Raw genomic sequence first — 26,856 nt, forward strand, 5'->3', positions numbered from 1 at the left:
GTCGGAGCCCTTTCCACCGGAAAGGGCTCCGACCCCGAAACGATCACTGATCAGCAGCGACGAAACCACCGGTCTGTCGCGCCCACAACCGCGCGTACAGTCCACCGGCCTCGATCAGCTCGGCGTGGCTACCGGTCTCGACGATGCGGCCCTGGTCCATCACCACCAGCCGGTCCATGCGCGCGATGGTCGACAAGCGGTGCGCGATCGCGATCACCGTCTTGTTGCCCATCAACTGGTCCAGGCTGTCCTGGATCGCTGCTTCCACTTCCGAGTCCAATGCCGAGGTCGCCTCATCCAGCACCAGGATCGGTGCGTCCTTCAGCAGCACGCGGGCAATGGCGATGCGCTGGCGCTGGCCACCGGACAGCTTCACGCCGCGCTCGCCCACGTGCGCGTCGTAGCCACGCCGGCCTTGCCCGTCCACCAGCGTATCGATGAAGGCTGCGGCGCGCGCCTTGGCCACGGCGGCATGCAACTGCTCGTCAGTGGCATCGGGGCGGCCATACAGCAGGTTGTCGCGGATCGAACGATGCAGCAGCGAGGTGTCCTGGGTGACCACGCCGATCTGCTGGCGCAGGCTTTCCTGCGTAACGTAGGCAATGTCCTGATCGTCGATCAGGATTCGCCCGCTTTCCAGGTCGTAGAGCCGCAGCAGCACGTTGACCAGGGTCGACTTGCCTGCACCGGAAGGGCCGACCAGGCCGATCTTCTCGCCCGGCTTCACCACCAGGTCCAGTCCGGCGATCACGCCGCCCTTCTTGCCGTAGTGGAAGTGGATGTCCTGGAAGTGCACGCCACCACGGGTCACCTGCAGCGGCACCGCATCCTCGCGGTCCTGCACGGTCAGCGGCTGGGCGATGGTGGTGATGCCATCCTGTACCGTGCCGATGTCCTCGAAGATGCCGTTGATGGTCCACATGATCCAGCCGGACATGTTGTGGATGCGGATCACCAGGCCGGTCGCCAGCGTGATCGCGCCAACGGTGATGTGGCCGCCGTTCCACAACCACAGCGCCAGGCCGCAGGTACCGGCGATCAGGAAACCGTTGACGATGGCGATGGCCAGGTCCATGCCGGTGGTGACCCGGGTCTGCGCGCGGTGCTTCACCGCCAGTTCCTGGATCGACTCGGCCACATAGGCCTGCTCGCGGCCACCATGGGCGAACAGCTTCAGCGTAGGGATGTTGGTGTAGCCGTCGACGATGCGGCCCATCGCCTTGGAACGTGCTTCGGAAGCGATCCACGCCCGTTCCTTCGCGCGCGGCACGAAGTACATCAGGATCACTGCATAGGTCAGCAGCCACAGGATCAACGGCACCATCAGGCGCCAGTCGGCCTGTGCGAACAGGTACAGCGCAGTGCCGGTATAGACCACGATGTACCACAGCGAATCGACCATCTGCACAGCCGATTCGCGCAGCGAGGTACCGGTCTGCATCACCCGGTTGGCCACGCTTCCAGCGAAGTCGTTCTGGAAGAAGTTCAGGCTCTGCCGCACCACGTAGTTGTGCATCAGCCAGCGCGAGCGGTTGCTCAGGCCTGGCACGATCGCCTGGTTGACCAGCAGGTTGTGCAGGCCGACCAGGATCGGCCGAGCGATGACCGTGATGAACAGCATCCAGCCCAGCTCGTTGGCATGGCGCTGGAAGAAGCCGGCACCGGGCTGCTCGGCGACCATGTCGACGATGCGGCCCAGGTAATCGAACATCGCCACTTCCACCAGCGCCAGCAGCAGGCCGGCAATCAGCGTGGCCAGCAGCACCGGCCACACCGGGCGCAGGTAGTGCAGGTAGAACGGCACCACCTTGCGCGGCGGCATGCGCCCGTCCACGGGCGGAAACACCGGAATCAGGGATTCAAACCAACGGAACATCGCATTCCCTCGCCTCTTGCAAGCGGCGAAGTATCCCACGCCGGATGTGTACGCCAGCCGATGATCGCCTGAGCCCCCCGGTAGTCGCCCACCTTGGTGGGCGCCCTACCGCAGGCCAACCAAGGTTGGCACCTACCGGGCCACCGGGGTGAACAGCAGGTCCTGGAAATCGAAGCTGAAATCGGTCAGGTCGGAGATCGACTGCATGCGCACCTCGCGCACCCTGCCGTCCGGGTCCAGGCTGAAGTTCACGAACGCATCGGCGTTGAGCGAACGGTCGTCCCAGCGCACGATGAAGGTGTCGTGCTGCCAATGCTCCAGCCGGCCGCTCAGCTGCGCGGTCTTCATGAAGCGCAGGCGCAGCCCCTTGCCCTCGGCGCTGACCTGCATGTCGCCGTACCAGCGGTCGCGGAAGGTGCCGCTGTAGCCGGCCATTGCCAGCGACGGCTTGCTGCCCTTGTCGCGCGCCGCCTGGTGCTTGGCCCAGGCCTCGTCGGCCTTGTCCTGGCCCTTGGCCACGGCCTTGGCATAGGCATCCACCCAGTCGTGCTTCTCGCCGCCCAGATAGGCATCAAGCACGCTCAGGGTGATCGCGTTGAACGCCGCACCCACTTCCTGGTTGGTCAGCACCACCACGCCCAGCTTCTCGCCCGGCACCAGGGTCAGCCGCGAAACCATGCCCGGCCAGCCACCGGTGTGCCAGACCAGTTTCTGCCCGCGGTAGTCACTCAGGCTCCAGCCCTCGCCATAGCCGGCGAAGTTGGCCCGCGCCGGTGCCAGCTCCGGCACGCTCGGCGCCGGGATCGACTGTGGCGTGATCATCCGCCACATCTGCTGCTGGCTCTTGTCGGTGAACAGCGGCGTGCCATTGGCCAGCTTGCCCTCGGCCAGCTGCACCTGCATCCAGCGCGCCATGTCGTGCGCACTGGAATAGATGCCACCGGCGCCGGCATTGTTCGACCAGGTCAGCGGAGCAACGGTGCGCAGGTTCTTGAAATCGTACTTGGCGTGGCCGACCGCCGCCTTATCGCCCGGCTTCAGGTGATCGGCGTTGTAGCGCGTGCCGGCCATGCCCACCTTGTCGAAGATGCGGGTCTGCAGGAACTGCTGGTAGCTCATGCCGGAGACATGTTCGATCACCTGCTGGGCGACCGCGTACAGGATGTTGTCGTAGGCGTAGCTTTCGCGGAACCCACCCTTCAGTGGCACCTTGCCCAGACGCTCCACCACTTCAGCGTTGCTGTAGGAGGTTGTCGGCCAGAACAGCAGGTCACCGGCACCCAGGCTCAGGCCGCTGCGGTGCGATAGCAGGTCCCGGATCGTCATCTGGCCGGTCACGAACGGGTCGGACATGCGGAACGACGGCAGGTGGTCGATCACCTTGTCGTCCATCTTCAGCTTGCCGTCCTCGGCCAGCAGGTTCAGCGAGGTGGCGGTGAATGCCTTGGTGTTGGAAGCGATGGCGAACAGCGTATCGGCCTGCACGGGCTCCGGCTTGCCCTGCTCGCGCACGCCCCAGCCGCGTTCCAGCACCACCTGGCCGTCCTTGACCACGGCCACGGCAATGCCGGGCACGTCGAACTGTGCACGCACGCGCTCGACGGTGGCATCCAGGTCCTGCAGCTGCTCCGGGGTCGCAGCGTTCGCCATGGTCGTGCACGCCAGCAGCACGGCTCCTCCAATCCAGGTTTTCATCCAGCACGATCTCCGAACAGGGGTGGCGGCCATGTGCAGGCCGTCACCGGGGTTTCGCGCGATGGTAACGGCCCCGGGCGCAGCCTGCCCTGTGCCATAGGAGGGGTGTCATGGGCGAGAACGGACAACCGAGCAACGGGTCGACCATCATTCCGTGCCTGCGCTACCGTGACGCGCAGGCCGCCATCGAGTGGTTGCAACGCGCCTTCGGTTTTCACGTCCAGGCGGTGTATGCCGACGGCGATATCGTGTTCCATGCGCAGCTCACATATGGCAGCGGCATGATCATGCTCGGCTCGAGCAGCAGTAGCGGCGAATGGTCCAAGCTGGCGGTGATGCCGGACGAGGTCGGCGGCCGCCAGACCCAGAGCGCCTGCGTGATCGTTGCCGATGCCGACGCGCACTACGCGCGGGCCAAGGCCGCCGGCGCTCGCATCGTCATCGACATTGCCGACCAGGACTACGGTGGCCGTGGCTACGCCTGTGCCGACCCAGAAGGTTACCTGTGGTGGTTCGGCAGCTACGATCCGTGGCGCGTGGACCACGGCCAGTGACTGCCGCAACGACGCAGGCCGCGATCCGCTGCGGCATCGGTGGCTGGGTGTTTCCCGAATGGCGCGGCGGCATGTTCTATCCGCCGGGCCTGCCGCAACGCGAGGAACTGGCCCATGCCAGCCGCGCGCTACGCTGCATCGAGATCAACGGCACCTTCTACCGCACGCCCACTGCCGCCCAGTGCGCGCAATGGGCCGCGCAGACGCCGGAGGGCTTTCGTTTCTCGATGAAGGCGCCGCGCTACCTGGTGCAACGTCGCGACCTGTCCAGCACCGTGGAAGCTGCAGCGCCGTTCCTGCAGGCGGCGCTCGCGCTGGGTGACCGGCTTGGCCCCTTGCTGTGGCAGTTCGACCCACGCCATCCGGCCGATGCCGAAGCGCTGGGCGCAATGATGGAACAGCTGCCGAGGCAGTTGGACGGCGTGCCGCTGCAGCACGCGCTGGAGGTTCGCAACGCCGAAGCACATGGCCCGGCACTGGTCGCCGCCGCGCGCCGCCATGGCGTGGCGCTGGTGATCGAGGACAGCGACGAGGCGCCATTGCATGGAGATGTCAGTGCCGGCTTCGTCTACGCGCGGATCAAGCGCAGCCAGGCACGCTTGAACGAGGGCCTGCCGGCCCCGGTGCAGCAGCGCTGGGCGGAGCGCGCAGGACGCTGGTCACGCGGCGAGCCGGTGGCCGACCTGCCCTGCCTCGCCACGGCAGCCACGGAAACACCGCGCGAGGTCTACCTGCTGTGCATAGGCGCTGCCAAAGCGCGCAATCCTGCGGCGGCAATGGCGCTGCAGCGGCACGTAGACGGCGGCGCATAGCACGACCGATGCGCGACGGGCGCCGCCTTGCCTCACAATAGGCCGATGAGCACACCCGACACCCGCAAAGCGCTGTGGCAGATCCACTTCTGTGTCCTGCTGTGGGGCATCACCGCCATCCTCGGCAAACTGATCACCCTGCCCGCGCTGCCGCTGGTGTGGTGGCGCATGCTGCTGGTGACAGCGATGCTGGCCCTGCTGCCGCGGGTCTGGCGCGGGCTGCGTACCCTGCCACTGCGACTGGTGGCAGGTTATGCCGGCATCGGCGCGCTGGTCGCCCTGCACTGGTTGACCTTCTACGGTGCGGTGAAACTGGCCAACGCTTCGGTGGCCGCCACCTGCATCGCGCTGGCACCGGTGTTCACCTCGATCATCGAACCCTGGGTTGCCAAACGGCCGTTCCAGCTGCGTGAACTGGCCTTCGGCCTGGCCGTGCTGCCGGGCGTGGCACTGGTGGTCGGTGGCGTGCCCGACGGCATGCGCCTGGGTGTGTTGATCGGCGCGATATCGGCGCTGCTGGTGGCGGTGTTCGGCTCGCTCAACAAGCGCATGGTCAGCCACGCCGATCCGCTTACGGTCACGGCACTGGAACTGGGTGCAGGTACCCTCACCCTGACCCTGCTGGCGCCGCTGATGCCCTACCTGCTGCCGGCGCTGGCCAGCCCGCTTTGGGTGGTACCGGACCTGCACGACGGCATCCTGCTGCTGGTGCTGGCCGGGTTCTGCACGCTGCTGCCGTTCGCCCTGGCGCTGGTCGCGCTGCGCCACCTGAGCGCCTACACCGTGCAGCTGGTGACCAACCTGGAGCCGGTCTATGCCGTGCTGCTGGCGGTGGTGCTACTGCGTGAACAGCACGAGGTCACCCCGTGGTTCTACCTGGGCGTGGCGATCATCGTGGGCGCGGTATTCCTGCACCCGTTGTTGAACCGCCGCAGGCCGGTGCAGCACCCGGAGATTCTCGGTACCGCCGAAGCACGCAACATCGCCGACTGAGCGCAGTCACCCCGGGCGTGGATGGCCGTGTCAACGCTGCGGCCAATGCCATGCCGGTGCATCCAGCAGGCCCTGCCCGCTCAACAGCGTGCGGCCATGTTCCTTCTGCAGGTGCAGCGAGTGGCATCCGGGCGCCTGTTCCAGCGCCGCGATCAGGCGGCTGGCATGTGAAACCACCCATACCTGGCTGCGTGCGCTGGCGGCGATGATCAGCCGCGCCAGCGCCGGCAGGAGATCGGGGTGCAGGCTGGTCTCCGGCTCGTTGAGCACCAGCAACGGTGGCGGACGCGGCGTATGCAGCGCAGCGGCCAGCAGCAGGAAGCGCAGCGTGCCGTCGGACAGCTCGGCCATCAACAACGGCCGCAGCAGGCCGGGTTGGTGGAAGCGCAGGGCCAGCCGGCCATCCAGCGGCTCGAAGCTGACCGTGGCACCCGGGAAAGCATCGTCCACGCTGCGCGCCAGTGCGCCCGGATCCCCGATCTCGAGAATGGTCACCCACGCTGCGGCCAGATCGCGGCCGTCGTGATGCAGCACCGGCGTACGCGTGGCCATCGCCGGCTGCCGCGCCGGTGCGTCGGCATCACTGCGGAAATGATCGTAGAAGCGCCAGCGACGGATGTACTCGCGCAGGGCGATGGTCTCCGGCATGCGCTGCGGATCGCCGACCTGGGTGAACAGGCTGTCGAACAGTGACACGTGGTCGTCAACCAGATCCCAGCCATGCGCATGGCGTTGCCGCACCATTGCACCACGGCGGTCGACCAGCAGGTTGGCACTGCGCAGGAAGGGCCCAGCCCAGATCGCCTCGGCCTTGATCTGCGGGTCCAGTGCGAATGCGGAACGGCTCGGTGGCGGGTAGCCCAGATCGATGGCATAGCCGAATTCGTCAGTGGTGAAGCCCAGCTTCAGTCCCACCGATTCCTGGCGTGGGCCGCCCTGCAATGGAATCTCACCGGCAGTGACCCGTCGATCTGGTTTTTCCGGACCCGCCCACAATGCCGAAGCGAGGCCGCCTTCACGGGCCAGCACCGCCGCGACGCCGCCCTGCGCGGTCTCCGCCAGCAAGCGCAGCGCGCGGTACAGGCTGGATTTGCCGCTGCCGTTGTCGCCGGTGACCACGTTCAGCTGCTGCAGCGGCAGCACCAACCCGTGCAACGAACGGTAGTGGGCGATGGCCAGGGTCTGCAGCATGGTCGGCGTCCGTGGGAATAGTAGCGCCATGGTGCAGCGCGTGGATCGCAGGGAATGCGACGCGCACGGCATTCGAATGGATTCTTCACCCACGCGTGGCGTTGATCTACCTGAGGGTGCTTCAGCCCGCCCGTTCCACCCGGTTGCGGCCATTGCCCTTGGCCCGGTACAGCGCCTTGTCGGCGCGAGCCAGCGTGTCATCCACACTTTCACCTGGCTGGTGCTGGGCAACACCGATGCTGACCGTGACCGGGAATCCAAGCGGCAGGTCGGCCACCGCCAGGCGCAGGAACTCGCACTGCAGTTCGGCCGTGTGCAGGTCGGTCGACGGCATCACCGCCACGAACTCCTCGCCGCCGTAGCGCGCAGCCATGCCGCGGCCGGTGAAGTGCGAGCGCAGCAGCACACCCAGCTCGGCCAGCACCCGGTCACCGGTGGCGTGGCCCTGGAAATCGTTGATGTGCTTGAAATGGTCGATGTCGAGCAGCGCAACGCAGGCGACGCCCGGTTGACCATCCGCCACCGCAACCGCCTCTTCCAGCGCCGCCGCCATCGCGCGGCGGTTGGGCAGGCCGGTCAGCGCATCGGTACGGCTCTGCTCGGCCAGGTCGGCATTCTGCGCAAGCAGCACGTCCTGGTATTCCGACAGCAGGCGCTCGTAATCATCACGTTCCAGCATGTGCTTCTGGATGTCGAGCGCAAAGCGGCGCAGCTCCATCACCAGCATCACCTGCCGCGACAACGCCGCCAGCGCCTCGGCCTTGTCGCTGGGCAGGTGCTGAGGATGCGCGTCGAATACGCACAGCGTGCCCAGCGGCAGGCCATCCGAGCTGATCAGTGGCGCGCCTGCATAGAAACGGATGTGCGGGTCGCCGGTCACCACCGGGTTGTCATGGAAGCGGGCGTCCTGCAACGCGTCCTCCACCACCATGATCTGCTGCGGTTGCAGGATGGCGTGGCCACACATCGAATCGCTGCGCAGGTTCTCCGCCGCGTCGATGCCCTGGATCGATTTGAACCACTGCCGTTCCACATCGATCAGGGTCACCGCCGCCATCGAAGTGCCACAGACCGCCTTGGCGATCGCGACCAGGTCGTCGAAGGATTTCTCACGCTGCGAATCCAGGATCCGGTAGCGGTACAGCGCCTCGAGCCGAAGGGCTTCGTTGGCAGGCTTGTCGGGCTTGATCATGCAGCGTCACGTTCCGGCAGGTCACTGCGGAGTCTAGCCGATGCCGGTCCGCAATCCGCGCAACGGGTAGTGCCGGCCGCTGGCCGGCATCCCGCGCTCATCCGATGCCTGGTGCAGCCGGCCAGCGGCCGGCACTACCTCGCGTTACCAGTCCAGCTGCTTCGGCAGCAGGCCCTGGAGTTCCTGCTCGGTCAGGTTGCGCCACTGGCCCGGCTTCAGCGCGCCGATCTTGATGTTGTCGATGCGCACGCGGCGCAGCTGGGTCACGCGATAGCCGAACTCGGCAGCCATCAGGCGGATCTGCCGGTTCAGGCCCTGCTGCAGGGTGATGCGGAAACCGAACTTGGCGATGCGCGAGGTCTTGCACGGCAGCGTCATCTGGTCGTGGATGCGCACGCCGCGGGCCATGCCACGCAGGAATTCGTCGGTGACCGGCTTGTTCACCGCCACCAGGTATTCCTTCTGATGGCCGTTCTCGGCACGCAGGATCTGATTGACGATGTCACCGTTGCTGGTCATCAGGATCAGCCCTTCAGACTCCTTGTCGAGACGGCCGATCGGGAAGATGCGCTGTTCATGGCCAACGAAGTCGACGATGTTGCCCTTGACCGAGGTTTCGGTGGTGCATGTCACGCCCACCGGCTTGTTCAGCGCGATGTAGACGTGGCGGCGGGTACCGGGTTTGCGTGCAACGCGCGCGCGCAGCGGCTGGCCGTCGACCAGCACCTGGTCTTCCTCGCCCACCACCGCGCCGGTACCGGCCGGGTGGCCGTTGACGGTGACCCGGCGGGCGGCGATCAGGCGATCGGCCTCGCGGCGGGAGCAGAAGCCGGTGTCAGCGATATGTTTGTTGAGTCGGGTGGTCATCGGCCCATTATCCGGCATCGCCGCCCGCTGCGCTTCATTCCGGCACGGGTGGATCGAGTTCTTCGCCGTCGAAGACGCGGTTGCGGCCCGCCCGCTTGGCCACGTACATGGCATGGTCGGCCCGGCGCAGCAGCGCGGCCAGGTCATCCTCGCCCGGACGCCACTGTGCCAGGCCGATGCTGGCCGTGACCTCCAGCCCTGGGACCTGCAATGCCTGGCCAGCCTCGATGATGCGCTGGCGCAGCCGATCCAGCCGCGCCGACGCCGCTTCGCGCGGCATGCCCGGCATCAGCAGCAGGAATTCCTCGCCGCCCATCCGCACCACCTCATCCTCGCTGCGCACCGCAGTCCGCAGCGCGCGCGCCACCGCCACCAGCACCTGGTCCCCCACCGCATGGCCGTGGCGGTCGTTGATGTCCTTGAACAGATCGATGTCCAGGAAGCCGATCACCAGCGGGCCACGCTCACGATCGACCCGCTCCAGGTGCCGGGCCAGCTGCTGCAGGCCGGCGCGGCGGTTGGGCAATCCGGTCAGGCCGTCGGTCTCGGCCAGCTGGCGCAGCTCATCACGCTGCTGGCGCAGCCGCCCCAGCCGCTGGTTCAGGGCATAGGCCGCCATCATCAGCAGCCAGGTCACCGACAGTTGCAGTGCTTCCACCCGGTACTCCAGCAGCCACTCCGCACTGCTGGCATCGGCGGCGATCATCACCAGCAGCGGCACCAGCGCCGCCAGGCCTGCCAGCGCCCAGCAGTCACCACGCAACCACGCCCGCATGCCGGCGGCCAGTGACAGCAGGCAACCGAGGATGAAGCTCAGCTGCAGGCCCTGCGCGACCAGCGCCAGGGTTTCCCAGCGCAGCCACGGTACCAGCGCGGCCAATCCCATCAGGCCCCACAGCACGCCCTGCTGTGCCGGCCGTGAGCGTGGCAGCAGGCGGTCCCCGCCGTTGAGGCGCCACAGAGCGGGCAGTACCAGCGCCTGGGTCGCAGCGGTCAGCGCCAGCAGCCACCATGCGCCACGCTCCCCCACCGGCAGCCAGGGTTCGGGGTAGCCGCTCAAGCCGCCAAGAATCGCCTGCCACACCACCACCACGAACGTCGCGCCGATGTAGACCAGGAAGCTGCGGTCACGGGTGGTCAGGTAGGCCATCAATGCCGACAGCGCCAGCGCGATCGCCACCGCGATGCAGGCCGCGCGCACCAGCAGGCGGGCGGTATCGTTCTGCTGGACCGGACTGGGCGCACCCAGCCGCAAGGTCGGCACCCAGCGCGCTTTCAGCGGCGCCTGCCACGACACCAGGAACGGCTCATGGCTGCCAGCTGCCGGCACCGCCACCAGGCCGATGCCGGCACGGAAGCGTGAATCACGGGTGCGTGCATCGTGCATGTTGCCGCAGATCTCGCGGTCGCCATGCTGTACGCGGACTTCACCAGCGAACACGTTGAACACATCCAGGGCCTGGGGTTGCCCCGACCACCCCCCGGGCGGCGCCGGTACCTCTACCTGCTCGCGTGGCCCGGCCAGCATCGCGGGCGTGCAGCCACGATGCGGCGTCGGTTCATCCGTAGGTGCGCCAACCAGCAGGAAATCCCGGCCGGCCTCGGCCATGCGCGCGCGCGCCGGATCGGGAAACAGCAATCCCATCAGCAGGACGACCAGCAGCGTCCCTGTTTCGTACCGCCACTGCCTGACGCCCACGCCACATCCTGTTCCTGCTTACGTCCGCGCCCACTGCGCGTCGCCCCTGGCGCGCATTATCGCAGCCGGGCGCGCAGCGCATGTGTAGACCAAAGTCGCCACCGGCCGTTCAGCCAGCTGCCGGAGGCCCCTTCACCGCCACCAGGCGCACCGGCCTCAGGTCACTGAGGGTCATCCGTTCCAGCGGCTGCGGTCGCTCGATCGCATACCCTTGCAACCCCTGCACGCCGAGCCGGGTCAGCGCGGCGGCCACCTCGGCGGTCTCCACCCATTCGGCCACCACCTCCATCTGCAGTTCACGCCCTAGCTCGCTGATCGCACGCACGGTGGCGTGGCTGATCGGGTCGGTATCCATGTCACGCACGAATGCGCCGTCGATCTTGAGGATGTCGGCCGGCAACTGGCGCAGGTAGCCGAACGAGGACAGGCCGGAGCCGAAATCGTCCAATGCCATCCGGCAGCCGCGTGCCTTCACCGCATCGATGAAAGCGCGGGCCTGGCTGAGGTTGCTGATCGCCGCGGTCTCGGTGATCTCGAAACACAGCTTCGAGGCCAGCGCGCGGTTGCGCTCGAGCAGATCGCAGACGAAGGCCAGGAAGCCGGGCTCGGCGATCGACTGCGCGGACACATTGACGTTGCACAGCCCCAGCTGGCGCACGTGTGCCGGGCAGACCTGCAGGTGGCGGAACAGCAGCCCCAGCACGTGCCGGTCCAGCGCCACGGCCATGCCATAACGCTCCACGGCCGGCATGAACTGGCCGGGCAGGTGCAGGCTGCCATCGCTACCGCGCATGCGCACCAGCACTTCGTAGTGCAGGTAGGACGGATCCCCCACCCGGGCGATGCGCTGTGCATACAACAGCATGCGGTTCTCGGCCATCGCCAGGCTGACGCCCTGCAGGCGCTCGGCTTCCTGGCGCCGCTCCTCCAGCGCCATGCGGTTCTCGTTGAAGCAGTGCACACGGTTGCGCCCGGCCTGCTTGGCCGCATAGCAGGCGCTGTCGGCGGCGCTCATCAACCAGTTCGCGTCCGGCGCCTCGGCACTGACCTCGACCACGCCGATGCTGCAGCTCAACTGCGGGCTGCCCTCGCTGATCGGGAACGTGGCCTGGCCCAGGTTGCGGATCACCCGTTGCAGTACCCGCTTGGCCTCGTCCTGCCCGGCATGGGCGAGGAACACCGCAAATTCATCTGCACCGAGCCGGCCCACCCAGTCGCCATCACGCACTGCGGCCACCAGGTAGTCGGCGAAACTGCGCAGCATCTGGTCACCGGCAGCATGGCCGAAGCTGTCGTTGACCAGCTTGAAGTGATCCAGGTTGATGTAGCACAGCGAATGCGTGCCGCCCTCGCTGCGCACCTGCAGCAGCGAGCGTTCCAGCAGCCGCTCGATCTCTCGACGATTGATCAGGCCGGTCAACGGATCGTGGCTGGCGTGATGCTCGATCTCGCGCGCCAGTGCATGGTTCTGGCTGACGTCCTCGATGATCGCGAACACCGACAGCCCACCCCCGGCACTGCGCACGCCGGTACCACTCCAGCGCCCCCAGACCAGGCTGCCATCGCGGCGGCAGAAGCGCAGCTCGCTCGGTCGCAGCTGCCGGTCCCAGTCGATGCGGCCCACGCCATCGATGACCAGTTCGCCTTCCATCAGCAGGTCACCCAGTGACATCTGCAGCAGCACGTCACGGCGATAGTCCAGGATATCGGCCATCGCCTGGTTGGCCTCCATCACCTTGCCATCGGTGTCGAGCTTGAGCATGCCGACGTTGGCCTGGTAGAACGCGGCACGGAAGCGGCTCTCATGCTCGGTCAGGTCCTTGCCGACGCGACGCGCCAGGGCCACCGCCATCAGGCTGATCGCCAGTACCGACAGGCCGCCGACCATCAGCGTCGCCACCCGCACCATCGTGGCCATCCGCAGCAGCGCCTGCGAGAACGCCTGCGCCTGTACCTGCAGGCGTCGATCAAGATCCCGCAGCTGCTGCAGGTAGCGATCACGATCGGTCAATGGCAAGCTGCCTCCGCCGTGCCGCCGCTGCAGCTCCGCCACCAGGTCCTGCACCGCCATCAGGTCGCCATCGGTCTGCCGCCACAGCGCGGTCGCTTCGCGGAACGCACCCAGGTCCCGCGCATAGCGGAACGAGAACACCAACCGCGGAATATCGGCGCGGGCATTGCCGCCCTGCAGGAAGCCCTGCCGCGCCCGAGACTCATCGGGCTCGGCCTGTTCAAGCGCCAGCCTTGCCTGCAGATCGCCCAGGGGCACCTGCAGCGCCTGCCGCGCGTCGTTCAGATCCTGGGCATGGCCGCGCGCCAGATAACGGCTCAACGCTGCAGTCGCATCCTGCTGCCCCCGTGACCAGTAGCCCTGCCCGGCAATCCAGGCCGTGGACGCCGCCTGCAGCTCCTGGATCAGGGCGGACAAGGCGACCAATCCGATCGCCATGCCCGTCAGCAACGCAAAGCGCAGTCCCAGCCCACGGGTCATCGGCACCCGCCGGCTGTGTTGGTCCGTGCCACTCCTACCCATCCCGGATCCCCCCGAATGTGCTGCGGTGACAACCTCCCTTGGAACCGAGCCAGCCTATGACCGCCAATGTGTTTGCCATGCGAAAAGGGGACGGAGGGGATTAAGTCGTTTTCGGCATAAGCGCACTGCCGGGCATAAGCGACTTAATCCCCTCCGTCCCCTTTTCCGGGCCCACAACGGACAACGCCAGCCCGGAGGCTGGCGTTGTTCAGGACCGCAGGTGTGGCTTAGTAGCTGCGCGGGCCGCGCGGCTTGAAGCCGTCACGGCGCGGCGGGCGGCTGTCGCGGTCACCACCGCGGTCGCCACCATGGCCACCCGGGCCACTGCGGCGCGGACCACCCGGGCCGCCCGGGCCGCCCGGACCACGCTTGTCGAAGCGCGGCTTGAACGGACGCGGCGCCGGATTGATCTCTTCACCGGCCGCCAGCGGACGCATCTGCAGCTGCTGGCCGGAGACCCACACCTTCTGCAGGTGGGTCAGCACGTCCGACGGCATCTGCGCCGGCAGGTCCAGCAGCGAGAAGTCGTCGTGAATGTCGATGCGGCCGATGAAACGGCTCTCCAGGCCAGCTTCGTTGGCGATGGCGCCGACGATGTTGGCCGGCTTCACGCCATGCTGGTGACCGACCGAAATGCGGTAGGTTTCCATGCCCTGCTCCGGTGCACCGCGCGGCGGCACGTCACGGCGCGGGCGCTGCTCGAAGCCGCCCTCGGCATCGTCACGACGCGGGCCACGCTCGAAGCGCGGGCCACGTTCGTTGCGGTCGCCACGTTCCGGGCGCTCGCTGCGCTCGAAACGCTCACGCGGCGCACGCTCTTCGCGCGGTGCACGCACCGGCGGCTGCAGCAGGAACGGGGTATCGCCCTGCATCATCTTCGCCAGTGCAGCAGCCACTTCGATGGCCGGCACGTTCTGCTCGGTCTCGAAGCGTTCCAGCAGCTGGCGGTAGAAGTCCAGGCCGCCCTGGCCCAGGGTCTCGGTGATGCGCGAAGTGAACTTGTTGATGCGGTTGTCGTTGACCGCTTCCACGCTCGGCAGCTGCATTTCTTCGATCGGCTGGCGGGTAGCGCGCTCGATCTGGCGCAGCATGCCCTTCTCGCGCGGGGTGGCGAACAGGATCGCCTCGCCGCTGCGGCCGGCACGGCCGGTACGGCCGATGCGGTGCACGTAGCTTTCGGTGTCGTACGGGATGTCGTAGTTCAGCACATGGCTGATGCGTTCCACGTCCAGGCCGCGGGCCGCCACGTCTGTGGCGACCAGGATGTCCAGCTTGCCTTCCTTCAGCATGGCGATGGTGCGCTCACGCTGCGCCTGCTGCATGTCGCCGTTGATGGCGGCAGCGGCCAGGCCACGGGCCTGCAGCTTGCTGGCCAGTTCCTCGGTGCCGGCCTTGGTGCGCGCGAAGATGATCATCGCGTCGAACGGCTCGACTTCCAGGATGCGGGTCAGCGCGTCCAGCTTGTGCATGCCGCTCACCCACCAGTAGCGCTGGCGGATGTTGGCCGAGGTGGTGGTCTTGGCCGCGATGGTCACTTCCACCGGATCCTGCAGGTAGGTCTGCGCGATGCGGCGGATCTGCGGCGGCATGGTGGCCGAGAACAGCGCCACCTGGCGCTTGGCCGGCAGCTTCTTCAGCACGGCTTCGACGTCGTCGATGAAGCCCATGCGCAGCATTTCGTCGGCTTCGTCCAGCACCAGCGTCTTCAGCTCGGACAGGTCCAGCGTGCTGCGATCCAGGTGATCGATGACGCGGCCGGGGGTACCGACCACGATGTGCACGCCGCGACGCAGCGCCGACAGCTGCTGGCCGTACGGCTGGCCGCCGTACACCGGCAGCACGCGGAAGCCGGGGATCTTCGAGGAATAGGACTGGAACGCCTCAGCGACCTGGATGGCCAGCTCGCGGGTCGGGGCCAGCACCAGCGCCTGCGGCTTGATCTGCTGCAGGTCGATGTTGGACAGTACCGGCAGCGCAAAGGCGGCGGTCTTGCCGGTGCCGGTCTGGGCCTGGCCCAGCACGTCACGGCCTTCCAGCATCGCCGGGATGGTGGCAGCCTGGATCGGCGACGGGGTTTCGTAGCCGATGGCGGTGACCGCCTGCATGACAGACTCGGACAGGCCGAGCTGCGCGAACTGCAGCTGCGCTTGGGATTCTTGGGACATGGGGAACTCCGAAGACACTGCCGTCTTCCTGGCAGTGCGATAAAAAAGGTGATGGTCCGCGCTTTGGGCGCCCTTCTTATCGCGTGCCCTGGCGCTGCTCGGTTGGAGGAGATTTCACTCGCTCAGAGCGGAATCATACCGCATTGATCCTGAACCATGCATACAGGTTGCCGTGCGTGTGCCGTCATGCCCTGTGCTGGCGCACAATACGCGCCCTCTCCCGGCCCGGCCAGAATCCGGCGCCCCTTCCCAGGAAACCCGTTCCATGCAGATTCTCGAATTCGACCTCGACGGCGACTACGTCGAGCTCAAGCAGCTGCTCAAGCTGGCCGACCTGGTCACCAGCGGCGGCGAGGCCAAGATGGTCATCAGCGACGGCCAGGTGCTGGTCGACGGCGAGGTCGAACTGCGCAAGGCCTGCAAGATCCGCGCAGGCCAGGTGGTTGAATTCGCCGACAGCCAGATCCGCGTGCTGGCCGCCGGCTGATCTGAACGGGCTGATCTGAACCGGTTCAGGCCACGCGCTGGGTCAGGTGCGAGGCGATCAGCTGCCTGAACGGCGCAACGCCCTGCGCCAGACGCAGGCCGGCCGCGCGCAGCAGCCGCGCCGGGCGGCGATCGTCGGTATACAGGCTGGCGATCGCGTTGGTGGCCTCGTACAGCGGCCGCGATGCCAGCCGATGACCGCGCTGGTAGCTGGCCAGCATGCCGGCGGCGGCGATGTCGGCACCTCGACGCTGCTGTTCGACGATGCCCTGCGCCAGCCGCTGCGCGCTGGCCAGGCCCAGATTGAAGCCATGTGCGGTGACCGGATGCATGCCCACCGCGGCATCGCCGATCAGCGCCGAACGCTCGCCGACAAAACGGTGCGCATAGACGCCAACCAGCGGATACGCCTGCGGCGTGGCCACCGGCTGCATCCGGCCCAGACGGTGCTCGAAGCAGTCACTGATGGCGTCACCGAAGGCCACTTCGTCCATCGCCAGCAGCGCTTCAATCTGGCGCGGCGGCAAGGTGACCACCGCAGACGCCTGGCCCTCGTTGAGCGGCAGCAGTGCCATGGTACGGCCGTAGCCGAACCATTCCCATGCGGTGTGGTGGTGATCACGCTCGACCTGCATGCGGCACACCAGCATCGACTTGCCGAAGTCGCGCATCTGCGCGCCGATGCCGAGCATGCGGCGGGTTGCTGAGAAGCGGCTGTCGGCGGCCACCAGCAGGCGCGCGTGCAGCGTGCTGCCGTCATCCAGCGTGACCACATGGCCCTGCGCATCGGCCTGCACGCTCTGCACCTTGCGCCCGTCAAACAGTTCCAGTCCGTCCTGGTCCTGCACGGCATCCCATGCAGCGCGGCGGATCAGATGGTTGGGCACCAGCCAGCCCAACGGCTGGCCATCGACCTGGCTGCTGGCAAAGGTCAACGCAAACGGCGAACTGCCGTTCATCACCTTGGCATCGCGTAATTCGGCGACTTCGGCGTCCGGCAGTCGCTGCCACAGGCCCAGCTGTTCCATGCTCTGCCGCGAGGCATGGGTCAACGCGATCTCACGGCCATCGAAGGCAGCCTCGGCCAGCGCCTGGCGCGGCTGTACTTCGACCATGCCGACCTGCAGGCCACTGCCGGCCAGCGCGCGCGCGAAGCACAGACCCGCCGGTCCGGCGCCGACCACCACCACGTCCATCCTGCGCATGCGCGCCTCCTGCCGTTGATTCAGTCGCCGCCAGCATAGCGCTGCGGACCTGAGCGGCCTTGATCTGGATCAGGCCACGATCACAGCAGCGCGAACACCAGCGCCAGGATCGACAGCAGCGATACCGCCCAGACCAGGCTGCGCACGTAGGGCACGCCTGCGGCATACAGCGGCAGGTAGACCACCCGTGCCCAGAAGTAGGCCTGCGCCGCCAATGCGGTGGTGTCGTTGCCGCGCCCGGCCACCACCACTGCGATCGCAGCAGCGGCGAAGAACGGGAAAGTCTCCAGGAAGTTGGCCTGGGCCCGCTGCAGGCGACCGGCCAGCGGGCTGAGTGGCCTGGCTTCGCCATCACGCGCCGAGGCATTCCACTTCATCCCGCGCTCGCGGGTGACTACGGTGGAGGTGGCGAAGATGTAGACGAAGCCCAGCAGCACCGACCAGGCCAGCATCGTCAGTTCAGTTGCCATCGTTCATCTCCTCAGGGTGCCGACGCACGCAGGCTGTAACCGGCCAGGCGCCACACATGGTCCTCGTCGAAACGGAACGACACAAGTTCGCGTACGGGTTGTGCGCTGTTGGCGAAACGGGTCGGGAAGCTGACGTTGATGTACAGGCCTTCGGGTACCGCCGCACCGGCGTTGTACTTGACCCGGGTGATGGTCGGCTGGCCGCGGCCAGCCAGGGCGCCCAGCCGCGCACGCTCGCTGGCCAACTGGCTGACGAAGGCCGCCTTCGGTACAGCACGGCGTGCGACGGCCGAAGCGCCATCCCACAATTCGCCGGCGCGGTTGGCATCGACCAGCTGCGCCGCCTTCACTGCGGCCGCGCCCATTTCCGCGTCCTGTTTCTGTACCTGCGCCTGCTGCGCGGCGGTCAGCGCCGGTGCGCCGGCCGTGGCCGGTTTTGCTGCTGCTGGCGAAGCAGGTGCCGGGCGGGCGGGCGCCGGTGCAGGCGTGGCGGGCGCAGGCGCCTGCGCCAATGCAGTCAGGGGCAGCAAGGACAGCAGCAGGAGCACGCGCTTCATGGACACCGCCGGTTCTCGGGAAAGAACCGCAGTCTACGCCAGCGCAGTGACTACGCCGTCAGCGTGCCGGGGCGTTGCCTTCCACCACTGCTGCATCGGCCTGTGCAGCGGGCGCGGTAGTATTCACCGGTGCCTGTTCGGCCACCGGCGGTGGCTCCGAAGGCGCGGGCGGCAGCGTTGCTACATCGATCTCCGACAGTGGGCTTTCTTCCGGGCACACCGCATCGGGGAAGCCGAAGCGCTGCTTCAACGCCTGGCCGCAGCTGTTGATCGATTCCATGTCGGCGCCTTCGTGCTTGCACTGCTGGTCGAAGGCGATCAGGAACGCGTCCTTGCGCTGCACGAAGTCGTCACCACAGGCACGCATCTGCTTGATCCGCTCCAGGTCGTCCTGCACCGCGTTGGTGCCGTCCAGGCCGTACTGGCGCAGTTCGTCCGGCGTCAGCAGGCGCAGGCTGCGATTGGGCACCGTCATCATCAGGTCGGCCACGCCTACCGCCACGCCGTTGCGCTGCAGGTAATCCTTCACGTTGTCGTAGACCTCGTGCAGCTCGCGGTTGAGCTCAGCGCGCGAGGTGGCCCTGGAACTGATGCGCATCATGCGGTGGATGCCGACCTTGCCTGACAGCAGGCGGTTGTCACCGGCGGCCAGCACGAACACGCAGGCGCTGTGGCAGATCGAGCCTTCGCGCACCCAGATGGTCCAGCCCGATTCACCGATGCTGTCGCCGGCGACGATCGCCGATTCCACCTGGCCACCACTGGAGTCCAGGTCAAGGATGCGCTTGTGGATCTTCTGTTCGTCGGCGACCACGGCCAAACGCCACATCATCTCGGCAAAGCCCGGATTGATCTTGCCGGCGTAGCGCACGCGTAACAGGCCTCGCTCGGCGCACGGCGCCAGCGCCTGACTGATCTGGTCGCGTTGCAGCCCTTCCAGCTCGGTGCCGTCGCCGGCATCGCCGGCATACTCGGTGCTGCAGCTGACCCAGGCGCGGCCATTCTCCAGCTGCGCCTGCGGCCACGGCCGATCCGCCCGGCTGCGCGGCGGCGCCGGCGGCGGCGGTGCATCGGCGGCATTGATCGACACCATGTTCTCGCCATCACTGGCCGGCGCCCGCGCCGCCTTGTCGGCAGCGGTCACATTGCCCGGATTCTCCAACTGACTGCAGCCCGCCAGGGCCAGGCACAACAGGGGCAACCAGCGGAATTTGGCGGACATCGGGCAACCGGTCTTCATGTAAACAAGAGCCACAGTCTACCCGTCCACGACGCGCATTCAGCGCGTGGCACTGAACCCCTTCTGACCCTTGGGAAAGCGTGTCGACCAAGGTCGACACCCACCAACAGCAGTGCAGAACGCCGTCCCGACAGGTCGCAGGAACCTGTCGAAGGCGGGGTGGGTCTTGCAGCGCCCCCTGCAACCGGACCCACCCCGCCCTCCCGGAAGTCCGCTGTTGCTGTTGCTCTGGCCTCGGCGGGTGCAGGGCGCGGCCCTGCCAGAACCCCCCTTCAGCATCCATGTCCGAATCCGGCGAGTATCCCCGCCCGCACGCGCCTAGACTGGCGCCATGGACACCGCCCTCGCCCTCGACACCGCCGCCTGCGACCGCGCCCGCCTGGCCCGCGACGCACGCTTCGACGGCGTGTTCTTCACCGCCGTGCGCAGCACCGGCATCTATTGCCGCCCTGTGTGCCCGGCACCGCCACCGAAGCCGCGCAACATCACCTACTACCCGACGGCGGCCGCTGCTGCGGCAGCCGGTTACCGCCCGTGCCTGCGCTGTCGCCCCGAGCTGGCACCGCAGGCGCAGCAGGCATTGGCCGGGCAGACCGTGCAGCGCGCACTGGCCCTGATCCATGGCGGCTTCCTGCAGGAGCAGCCAGTAGCCGACCTCGCAGAGAAGATCGGACTCAGCGCGCGCCAGCTGCAGCGCCTGTTCGTCGAACATCTGGGCGCAACGCCAGGGCAGATCCACGCCACCCATCGACTGCTGCTGGCCAAGCAGCTGCTGACCGAAACCACGCTTCCGGTGACCGATGTCGCACTGGCCGCCGGCTACAACAGCCTGCGCCGTTTCAATACCGCGTTCCTGCAAGGCTGCGGCATGGCGCCGACCGCACTGCGTCGCCAGCACCAGCCGCTGGCCACCGACGATGGCTGCCTGGTGCTGCGTCTGGCATACCGGCCACCACTGGATTTCCCGCGCATGCTGGCTTTCCTGCGCAAGCGCAGCCTGCCCGGCATCGAGCTGATCGGCGAAGACAACTACCAGCGCGTGCTCGGCACACCGGAGCGCCCCACCCTGCTGCGCGTCACCGCCGACCCGAAACGCCCGGAACTGCGGCTGCAGCTGGGCGCGGTCGATCCGCGACTGATCCCGGACATCGTGCGCCGCGTACGTCGCGTGTTCGATCTGGACGCCGACCTGCAGCAGGTACACACCGCGCTCGGCGAAGAGCCGCTGCTGGCGCGCGGCATTGCCGAACGCCCCGGGCTGCGCGTGCCCGGCGGCTGGGATGGTTTCGAAGTAGGCGTGCGCGCAGTGCTCGGCCAACAGGTCAGCGTGGCTGCGGCCACTACCTTCGCGCGGCGGCTGGTGGATGCCTATGGCGCGCACCTGCCGGGCATGCCGCCGGAATTCGATCGCCAGTTCCCGGCCCCCGAGCTTCTGGCCGAAGCGCCGCTGGAATCGATCGGCCTGCCACGCAGCCGCGCCGCCACCGTACGTGCGCTTGCCGCCGCCTGTGCCAGTGGCGCGCTCGACTTCGGCCCGGGCCAGGCGCTGGAAGAGTTCGTTTCCCGCTGTGTGGCACTGCCTGGCATCGGACCGTGGACTGCGCAGTACATCGCCCTGCGCGGGCTCGGCCAGCCCGATGCCTTCCCCGCCGGCGACCTCGTACTGCAGCAGGTGCTCGGCCATGCGCAGGGCCAGCGCCTGAGCGAACGTGCCACCGAAGCACGCTCGCAACCGTGGCGCCCTTGGCGCGCCTATGCCGTGCTGCATCTTTGGCACCTGTCCGGCACATTCGTTGGAGAACCGACATGACCCTGTTGTTCGACCGTTTCGACAGCCCGATCGGCGTGCTGACCATCGCCGGTGACGAGCGTGGTCTGTCGCACGTGCTGTTCCCGGAAAACCGTCACCCGGCACGCGGCCGCGACGACTGGCACTACGCGCCGGATGCGCTACCGGAAGCACGCGAGCAGCTGCTGCAGTTCCTGCACGGCGAACGCAGCAGCTTCGACCTTGAACTGGCGCCACGCGGTACGCCGTTCCAGCTGCGCGTGTGGCAGGCGCTGGCGCTGATCCCGTTCGGCCAGACCTGGAGCTACCTGCAGTTGGCGCAGCATCTGGGGCAGCCCAGCGCGACCCGTGCCGTCGGCGCCGCCAATGGACGCAACCCGCTGCCGATCATCCTGCCCTGCCATCGTGTGATAGGCAGCAACGGCGCGCTGACCGGCTTCGGTGGCGGACTGGAAACCAAGGCCGCACTGCTGCGACTGGAACAACGCCAGGCTCCACTGTTCGCCTGAGAGGGCTGGCAGGGCTGCGCCCGGCACCCGCAGAGGCAAGGGCAAGGTCAATAGCCAATACAGCTCCGATTTTCTACGCGTTGGGCGGGGCGGTATGGGTGGGCAGGACACGCCGTAAACCCGTCCATGGGGGCTCGATGGCGCCATCCATGGCGCCAACGGTCCTGCCTCCCCATACCGCCCCACCTTCGACAGATTCCCGCGGCTGTGGGTAGGTGTCGACCTTGGTCGACACGACAGATCCACGCCATGCGTGGATGGAAGCATCAGGAACATGTCTGAGGAAAAGCCCCTTCTTGTTGAGGACGGCGCGCAGACAGGCGCGGGGACAAGGAAAAATGCGCGGACACGGCGCGCGATAGCGCGCCGTGTCTTGGGCGCGTCATTGCACCGGCTTATCATGGGCGGATGACTTCCGTACGCCTGACCTGCGCGCTGGCGCTGCTGCTGCCATTGGCCGCCTGCACCACCACCGCGCCCGCCCCTTCCGCCTCCGCCTCCGCTTCCACTTCCGTCGCTGCGGCTGTGCCGCCGAAGCTGCTGCTGATCTCCATCGACGGCCTGCGCGCCGATGCGCTGGACCGCGGCCTGACCCCGAACCTGCAGCGACTGATCGATGGCGGTGTGCGTGCTCGCTGGATGACCCCGTCCTATCCGTCGCTGACCTTCCCCAACCACTACACCATCGTCACCGGCCTGCGCCCGGACCACCACGGCATCGTCAACAACAGCATGGACGATGCAACGCTGGGCAGGTTCGAGCTGAGCAACCGTGAGGCGGTCACCACCAGCGGCTGGTGGGGCGGTGAACCGATCTGGGTCGGCGCCGAAAACGCCGGCGTACGTTCGGCCACCACCTCGTGGCCGGGCAGCGAATCGGAAATCCGTGGCGTGCGCCCGAGCCAGTGGCGCGTGTACGACGGCAAGGAACCGCTGGAACAACGCGCGGGCACCGTGCTGGACTGGCTTGCACAGACCGATGCCGACGCACCGCGCCTGACCACGCTGTACATGGAGCACGTGGACAAGGCCGGCCACAATCACGGCCCCGAATCGAAGCAGTACGCCGACGCCATCGTGCGCGCCGACCAGATCATCGGGCAGGTACTCGACGGCCTGCTGCAACGAGGCCTGGCCGCGACCACCAACGTCATCGTGGTCTCCGACCATGGCATGGCCAGCGTCCCGGTCGGCCAGGTGATCTCCACCGAATCAATGGTCGACCCGGCCATCGCGCGCAATGTCAGCCAGGGCCAGTCGGTGGGTTTTGCGCCGTTGGCCGGTCACGAAGCCGCCGCCGAGCGCGCCCTGCTCGGTCGTCACGACCGGTACGAGTGCTGGAAGAAAGAGAACCTGCCGGCGCGCCTGCACTACGGCACTCACCCGCGCATTCCCGCCATCGTCTGCGTGATGGATGAAGGCTGGGATGCCCTGCATCAGGAGAAGATCGCCAAGCGCGACCATCAGGATCGTGGCTCGCACGGCTATGACAATGCCCTGCCGTCGATGCGTGCAGTGTTCGTGGCCAGCGGCCCGTCGTTCCGCCAGGGCCTGGTGATCGACGGCTTCGACAATATCGACGTCTACCCGCTGCTGGCCCACCTGCTGCAGGTACCGGCGGCGCCGAACGACGGCAATGCGGAAACGCTGAAGAAGACGCTGCGCTGATCGAGCGTCATCCGCCGGGCATGGCCCGGCGAACGCAGCAACCGGAACGACGGGCATAAAAAAACGCGGCGCCAAGCGCCGCGTTTTTCTTCGAAGCAGTCGACCGGCCGGATCAGGCCTTGGCGACGGCCTTCTTCGCCACAGCCTTCTTCGCCGGAGCCTTGGCCACGGTCTTCTTGGCAACCGGAGCGGCGGCGCCTACGGCGACCTTGCTCGCGGTGTGCGAACGGGCGTTGCCGTAGCTGGCGTTGTAGCGCTTGCCCTTGGCGGTCTTGCGGTCACCCTTACCCATGTCTTCAACTCCTCAAATGTGAAATCTGGTTACCCCGTACTGACACGGGTTCGGCGGGGCCGCCTTGCTGGGCGCCCCCGCGCACGATCGGAAAGCCTATCACGGAGCGCCTAGTGCGCGCAGCTGGCGTCGTGCACGTGGCCGTGGTTGAGGCGTAGGTTGACCAAATGCGCGACACCGACCAGCAGGCCGCCGATGGTCATCACCACCGCATGCGGCACCGCGTTGTGGTGCAGCGGGTCGTACAGCACGCCAGCCCACAACGCGACCAGGCCGGGAATCAGGAAGCCCAGCGCACGCAGTGCGCCATGCCGGCGATAACCCCAGACCAGGCTGAACAGCCCCAGCAGGGTCACGAACACCACCAGTGCCTGTTCCACCCCATCGCTCAGCCAGAACGACAGGCCCAGCGACGGCGCCGCCGCCAGCAGCACGGGGATCACTGCGCAGTGCACCGCGCACAGCATCGAACCAGTGGCGCCGAAACGGTCAAGCAGGTGGCGCAGGCGTGAGGACAGGGACATGACTTCCAGCAGGGTCGGCGAATCGTTATGGAATAATATAACATCTGTTCCCGACCCGCACGGTTTCCCTCCCCCTGTCCCGCTGACGGGATTCGTGCGCCCAGCGATTGATATACAGTAACAAAGGACTCTTTCATGCCCGCCCACACCCCGCGGCTCAAGCCGCATTCCCTGGCCCTGGCCCTCGCCGCCCTGCTGCCTTCGGTTGCCTTTGCCGCCGGCGATGACAGCGCTCATCGTGACCGCCACCTGACCGAACTGTCGTCGGTGCAGGTGACTGCCTCGCCGCTGCAGGGCGATGCCGAATCGCTGGCGCGCCCGGTCGATGTGCTGGCCGGTGAACGACTGGACGAGCAGAAGGCCGGCACCCTCGGCGATACCGTAGCCAAGCTGCCCGGCGTGCAGAGCACCTTCTTCGGCCCTGGCGTCGGCCGCCCGATCATCCGTGGCCAGGAAGGCCCGCGCGTGGCCGTGCTGTCCAATGGCATGGGCAACATGGATGCCTCCACCGTCAGTGCCGACCATGCCACCAGCATCGAGCCGTTCCTGGCCGACCAGATCGAAGTACTGAAGGGCCCGGCCACGCTGCTGTTCGGCAGCGGCGCCATCGGTGGTGCGGTCAATGTGGTGGATGGCCGTATCGCGCGCGAGCTGCCGGAGCGCCCGCTCAGCGGCCGCGCCGAACTGCGCGGCAATTCGGTGAACAACGAGCGCAGCGGCATGTTCCGCCTCGATGGCGTCAGCGGCAATGTCGTGCTGCATGTGGACGGCCTGGTGCGCAATGGCGACGACTACCGCATTCCCGGCTATGCAGTGATCGACAGCCTTGAAGACCATCACGATCACGACCATGACCACGCGGGCGAGGAAGGCGAAGAGCCGCGTCGCGGCCGCCTCGACAACAGCTCGATCCGTACCCGCGCCGGTGGCGTCGGCGCAACGTGGCTGGGCGAAGGCGGCTACTTCGGTGCGTCGGCCAGCACCTACCGCACCAATTACGGCATTCCCAACGGCGCGCACGTGCACGCCGATGGTGATGATCATGGCCATGACCACGGTCACGACCATGGCGATGAAGAGGAAGGCGGCGACGAGCATGACGTGCGCATCGACATGGTGCAGAACCGCTTCGAGACCAAGGCCGGCATCTACAACCCGGTCTCGTTCCTGAAGAACATCAACGCACGCGTGGCCTACACCGACTACGAGCACGTGGAGCTGGAAGCCGGCACGCCGTCCACCCGCTTCACCAACCGTGGCATCGAGGCGCGCCTGGAAGCCGTGCAGCAGCAGATCGGTGGCTGGGACGGCGCCTTCGGCCTGCAGTTCGGCAACAGTGATTTCGGCGCCAAGGGCGAAGAGGCGTTCGTTCCGGACACCGGCACCAGGAACATCGGCCTGTTCGTGCTGCAGGAAAAGCAGTTCGGCCCCTTCAAGCTGGAACTGGGCGGCCGCCACGACCAGGTCAAGCTGGACCCGACCGGTGACTATCGCCGCCGCACCTTCGGCGCCACCAACCTGTCTGCCGCCGGCATCTGGAAGCTCAACGATGCCGTTGACCTGCGCATCGGCGTGGACAGCTCCGAGCGTGCACCGACCAACGAAGAGCTGTATGCCGCCGGCGCGCACATTGCCACCCGCTCGCTGGAAATCGGCGACGCCAACCTGAAGACCGAGCGCGGCCAGCGCGTGGAACTGGGCATCCACACCCACAGTGAACGCCTGGACTTCTCCGCCTCGGTCTACCAGACGAAGTTCAAGGACTTCATCTACCTGGCCGACACCGGCGTTACCGAGGGGCTGCCGGTTCGTGCGTGGACCCAGCAGGACGCGGTGTTCCGCGGTGCCGAGGCCGAAGCGCTGGTGCACCTGTTCGAGGGTGGCGCCGGTGACTGGGATCTGCGCCTGTTCGGCGACTACGTGAAGGCCAAGCTGGATGGCAGCGGCAGCCGCAACCTCGACATTGCCGTGCCGCATGGCGACCACAGCCACAACTACAGCGTGGAGCTGGCCAACACCGGCTACCTGCCACGCATCGCCCCGGCCCGCGTCGGCGCCGACCTGCGCTGGTCGAAGGACGGCTGGCGCGCCTCGGTCGGTGCGGTGCGCTACAGCCGCCAGAAGGATGTCGCCCAGAACGAAGCCCCGAGCGACGGCTACACCCTGGTCGACGCGCACCTGGCCTACCGCTGGGATCGCAACGCCAGCAACAGCTACGAGGTGTTCCTGGATGGCAGCAACCTGACCAACCGCGAAGTGCGCCCGCATACCTCGCTGCTGCGCGACTACTCGCCGCTGCCGGGCCGTGGCGTCGCATTCGGCATCCGCGCGTTCTTCTGATCGCGCACGGCGGGGTCGGATCCCTTTCCGAAGGAAGGAGCTCTGACCCCACGCCATCCCACGGGGGCCTTCGGGCCCCCGGTTTTGTTTCGGCCGACTCCATCACGCACCCGTCACAAAGATGTGCGTACCACAACAAGCGGACAATCCCGTCACTCAAAGTCTCGCCAATCGGACATTTTTGTCCGAAAATAATTCC

The 26,856-nt window shown here is 67.1% G+C and carries 22 protein-coding genes; 8 read left to right on the top strand and 14 right to left on the bottom strand.

What is annotated here, in order from left to right:
* Positions 1 to 43: 43 nt before the first annotated feature.
* Positions 44 to 1,876, bottom strand: a complete 1,833-nt coding sequence (gene smrA / locus V9K93_RS02075) for a multidrug efflux ABC transporter SmrA (RefSeq protein ID WP_136638665.1) — start codon at positions 1,874 to 1,876, stop codon at positions 44 to 46.
* Between the two features lie 132 nt (positions 1,877 to 2,008).
* Complete coding sequence (locus tag V9K93_RS02080; RefSeq protein ID WP_295380505.1) at positions 2,009 to 3,571, bottom strand: serine hydrolase; 1,563 nt, start codon at positions 3,569 to 3,571, stop codon at positions 2,009 to 2,011.
* 110 nt (positions 3,572 to 3,681) lie between these two features.
* Here V9K93_RS02080 and V9K93_RS02085 point away from each other — a divergent pair, with 110 nt between their 5' ends.
* Genes V9K93_RS02085 through V9K93_RS02095 form a run of 3 tightly spaced genes read left to right on the top strand, consistent with a single transcriptional unit; the run spans position 3,682 to position 5,930 of the window.
* Entirely contained in the window at positions 3,682 to 4,125 is a 444-nt protein-coding gene (locus V9K93_RS02085) for a VOC family protein (protein WP_295380504.1), read from the top strand.
* Complete coding sequence (locus V9K93_RS02090; protein WP_295380503.1) at positions 4,122 to 4,937, top strand: DUF72 domain-containing protein; 816 nt, start codon at positions 4,122 to 4,124, stop codon at positions 4,935 to 4,937. The genes V9K93_RS02085 and V9K93_RS02090 overlap by 4 nt, the downstream gene beginning before the upstream one ends.
* A 45-nt stretch (positions 4,938 to 4,982) precedes the next feature.
* Positions 4,983 to 5,930, top strand: coding sequence for a DMT family transporter (locus tag V9K93_RS02095; protein WP_337302000.1), 948 nt, complete (start codon positions 4,983 to 4,985; stop codon positions 5,928 to 5,930).
* Between the two features lie 30 nt (positions 5,931 to 5,960).
* Here the strand turns inward: V9K93_RS02095 and V9K93_RS02100 are convergent, their stop codons facing one another.
* The 6 genes from V9K93_RS02100 to V9K93_RS02125 all read right to left on the bottom strand — a co-directional run bounded on the left by V9K93_RS02100 (position 5,961) and on the right by V9K93_RS02125 (position 15,577).
* Positions 5,961 to 7,121: an AAA family ATPase gene (locus V9K93_RS02100; protein ID WP_337302001.1), complete on the bottom strand. Its 1,161-nt coding sequence runs from the start codon at positions 7,119 to 7,121 to the stop codon at positions 5,961 to 5,963.
* A 121-nt stretch (positions 7,122 to 7,242) separates the two neighbouring features.
* Entirely contained in the window at positions 7,243 to 8,313 is a 1,071-nt protein-coding gene (locus V9K93_RS02105; RefSeq protein WP_295380500.1) for a sensor domain-containing diguanylate cyclase, read from the bottom strand.
* Between the two features lie 144 nt (positions 8,314 to 8,457).
* Positions 8,458 to 9,180 (bottom strand): pseudouridine synthase, encoded by a 723-nt coding sequence (locus V9K93_RS02110; RefSeq protein ID WP_012510490.1) that lies wholly within the window; start codon positions 9,178 to 9,180, stop codon positions 8,458 to 8,460.
* Between the two features lie 34 nt (positions 9,181 to 9,214).
* Positions 9,215 to 10,879 carry a sensor domain-containing diguanylate cyclase gene (locus V9K93_RS02115; protein ID WP_295380499.1) on the bottom strand — a complete coding sequence of 555 codons (1,665 nt, stop codon included), beginning with the start codon at positions 10,877 to 10,879 and terminating at the stop codon, positions 9,215 to 9,217.
* 109 nt (positions 10,880 to 10,988) lie between these two features.
* The gene (locus V9K93_RS02120) at positions 10,989 to 13,412 is read right to left on the bottom strand and encodes a putative bifunctional diguanylate cyclase/phosphodiesterase (RefSeq protein ID WP_136638672.1); all 2,424 of its coding nucleotides are present in this window, start codon (positions 13,410 to 13,412) and stop codon (positions 10,989 to 10,991) included.
* 227 nt (positions 13,413 to 13,639) lie between these two features.
* Complete coding sequence (locus tag V9K93_RS02125) at positions 13,640 to 15,577, bottom strand: DEAD/DEAH box helicase (protein WP_046983170.1); 1,938 nt, start codon at positions 15,575 to 15,577, stop codon at positions 13,640 to 13,642.
* A 265-nt stretch (positions 15,578 to 15,842) separates the two neighbouring features.
* Here V9K93_RS02125 and V9K93_RS02130 point away from each other — a divergent pair, with 265 nt between their 5' ends.
* On the top strand, positions 15,843 to 16,064 hold the full coding sequence (locus tag V9K93_RS02130) for an RNA-binding S4 domain-containing protein (protein WP_004150681.1): 222 nt from the start codon (positions 15,843 to 15,845) through the stop codon (positions 16,062 to 16,064).
* A 25-nt stretch (positions 16,065 to 16,089) separates the two neighbouring features.
* Here the strand turns inward: V9K93_RS02130 and ubiM are convergent, their stop codons facing one another.
* From ubiM to V9K93_RS02150, 4 genes are all read right to left on the bottom strand, one after another.
* A complete protein-coding gene (ubiM, locus tag V9K93_RS02135) occupies positions 16,090 to 17,268 on the bottom strand; it encodes a 5-demethoxyubiquinol-8 5-hydroxylase UbiM (RefSeq protein WP_136638673.1) in 1,179 nt (392 codons plus the stop codon).
* A gap of 80 nt (positions 17,269 to 17,348) precedes the next feature.
* Positions 17,349 to 17,738: an MAPEG family protein gene (locus tag V9K93_RS02140; protein ID WP_032128357.1), complete on the bottom strand. Its 390-nt coding sequence runs from the start codon at positions 17,736 to 17,738 to the stop codon at positions 17,349 to 17,351.
* 11 nt (positions 17,739 to 17,749) lie between these two features.
* Entirely contained in the window at positions 17,750 to 18,295 is a 546-nt protein-coding gene (locus tag V9K93_RS02145; RefSeq protein WP_046983173.1) for a DUF4019 domain-containing protein, read from the bottom strand.
* 58 nt (positions 18,296 to 18,353) lie between these two features.
* Positions 18,354 to 19,517 (bottom strand): COG3904 family protein, encoded by a 1,164-nt coding sequence (locus V9K93_RS02150; RefSeq protein ID WP_337302002.1) that lies wholly within the window; start codon positions 19,515 to 19,517, stop codon positions 18,354 to 18,356.
* 349 nt (positions 19,518 to 19,866) lie between these two features.
* On the opposite strand from V9K93_RS02150, the gene V9K93_RS02155 reads away from it, so the two are divergent.
* The 3 genes from V9K93_RS02155 to V9K93_RS02165 all read left to right on the top strand — a co-directional run bounded on the left by V9K93_RS02155 (position 19,867) and on the right by V9K93_RS02165 (position 23,501).
* Positions 19,867 to 21,345 (top strand): DNA-3-methyladenine glycosylase 2, encoded by a 1,479-nt coding sequence (locus V9K93_RS02155; protein ID WP_136640096.1) that lies wholly within the window; start codon positions 19,867 to 19,869, stop codon positions 21,343 to 21,345.
* Positions 21,342 to 21,833, top strand: a complete 492-nt coding sequence (locus tag V9K93_RS02160; RefSeq protein WP_012510484.1) for a methylated-DNA--[protein]-cysteine S-methyltransferase — start codon at positions 21,342 to 21,344, stop codon at positions 21,831 to 21,833. Before V9K93_RS02155 ends, V9K93_RS02160 begins: the two co-directional genes overlap by 4 nt.
* Before the next feature lie 408 nt (positions 21,834 to 22,241).
* The gene (locus V9K93_RS02165; RefSeq protein WP_337302003.1) at positions 22,242 to 23,501 is read left to right on the top strand and encodes an alkaline phosphatase family protein; all 1,260 of its coding nucleotides are present in this window, start codon (positions 22,242 to 22,244) and stop codon (positions 23,499 to 23,501) included.
* A gap of 112 nt (positions 23,502 to 23,613) precedes the next feature.
* Here the strand turns inward: V9K93_RS02165 and V9K93_RS02170 are convergent, their stop codons facing one another.
* Together V9K93_RS02170 and V9K93_RS02175 are read right to left on the bottom strand one after the other, a co-directional pair.
* On the bottom strand, positions 23,614 to 23,793 hold the full coding sequence (locus tag V9K93_RS02170) for a 30S ribosomal protein THX (protein WP_004150462.1): 180 nt from the start codon (positions 23,791 to 23,793) through the stop codon (positions 23,614 to 23,616).
* A gap of 110 nt (positions 23,794 to 23,903) precedes the next feature.
* Positions 23,904 to 24,317, bottom strand: coding sequence for a MerC domain-containing protein (locus V9K93_RS02175; protein WP_008264835.1), 414 nt, complete (start codon positions 24,315 to 24,317; stop codon positions 23,904 to 23,906).
* Between the two features lie 135 nt (positions 24,318 to 24,452).
* Between V9K93_RS02175 and V9K93_RS02180 the strand changes: the two genes are divergently transcribed.
* Positions 24,453 to 26,657 carry a TonB-dependent receptor gene (locus tag V9K93_RS02180; protein WP_337302004.1) on the top strand — a complete coding sequence of 735 codons (2,205 nt, stop codon included), beginning with the start codon at positions 24,453 to 24,455 and terminating at the stop codon, positions 26,655 to 26,657.
* The last annotated feature ends 199 nt before the right edge of the window (positions 26,658 to 26,856 follow it).

Origin of the sequence: Stenotrophomonas sp. CCNWLW162 (assembly GCF_037203745.1) — a bacterium.
In the GTDB taxonomy this organism is placed as follows: domain Bacteria; phylum Pseudomonadota; class Gammaproteobacteria; order Xanthomonadales; family Xanthomonadaceae; genus Stenotrophomonas; species Stenotrophomonas maltophilia_AQ.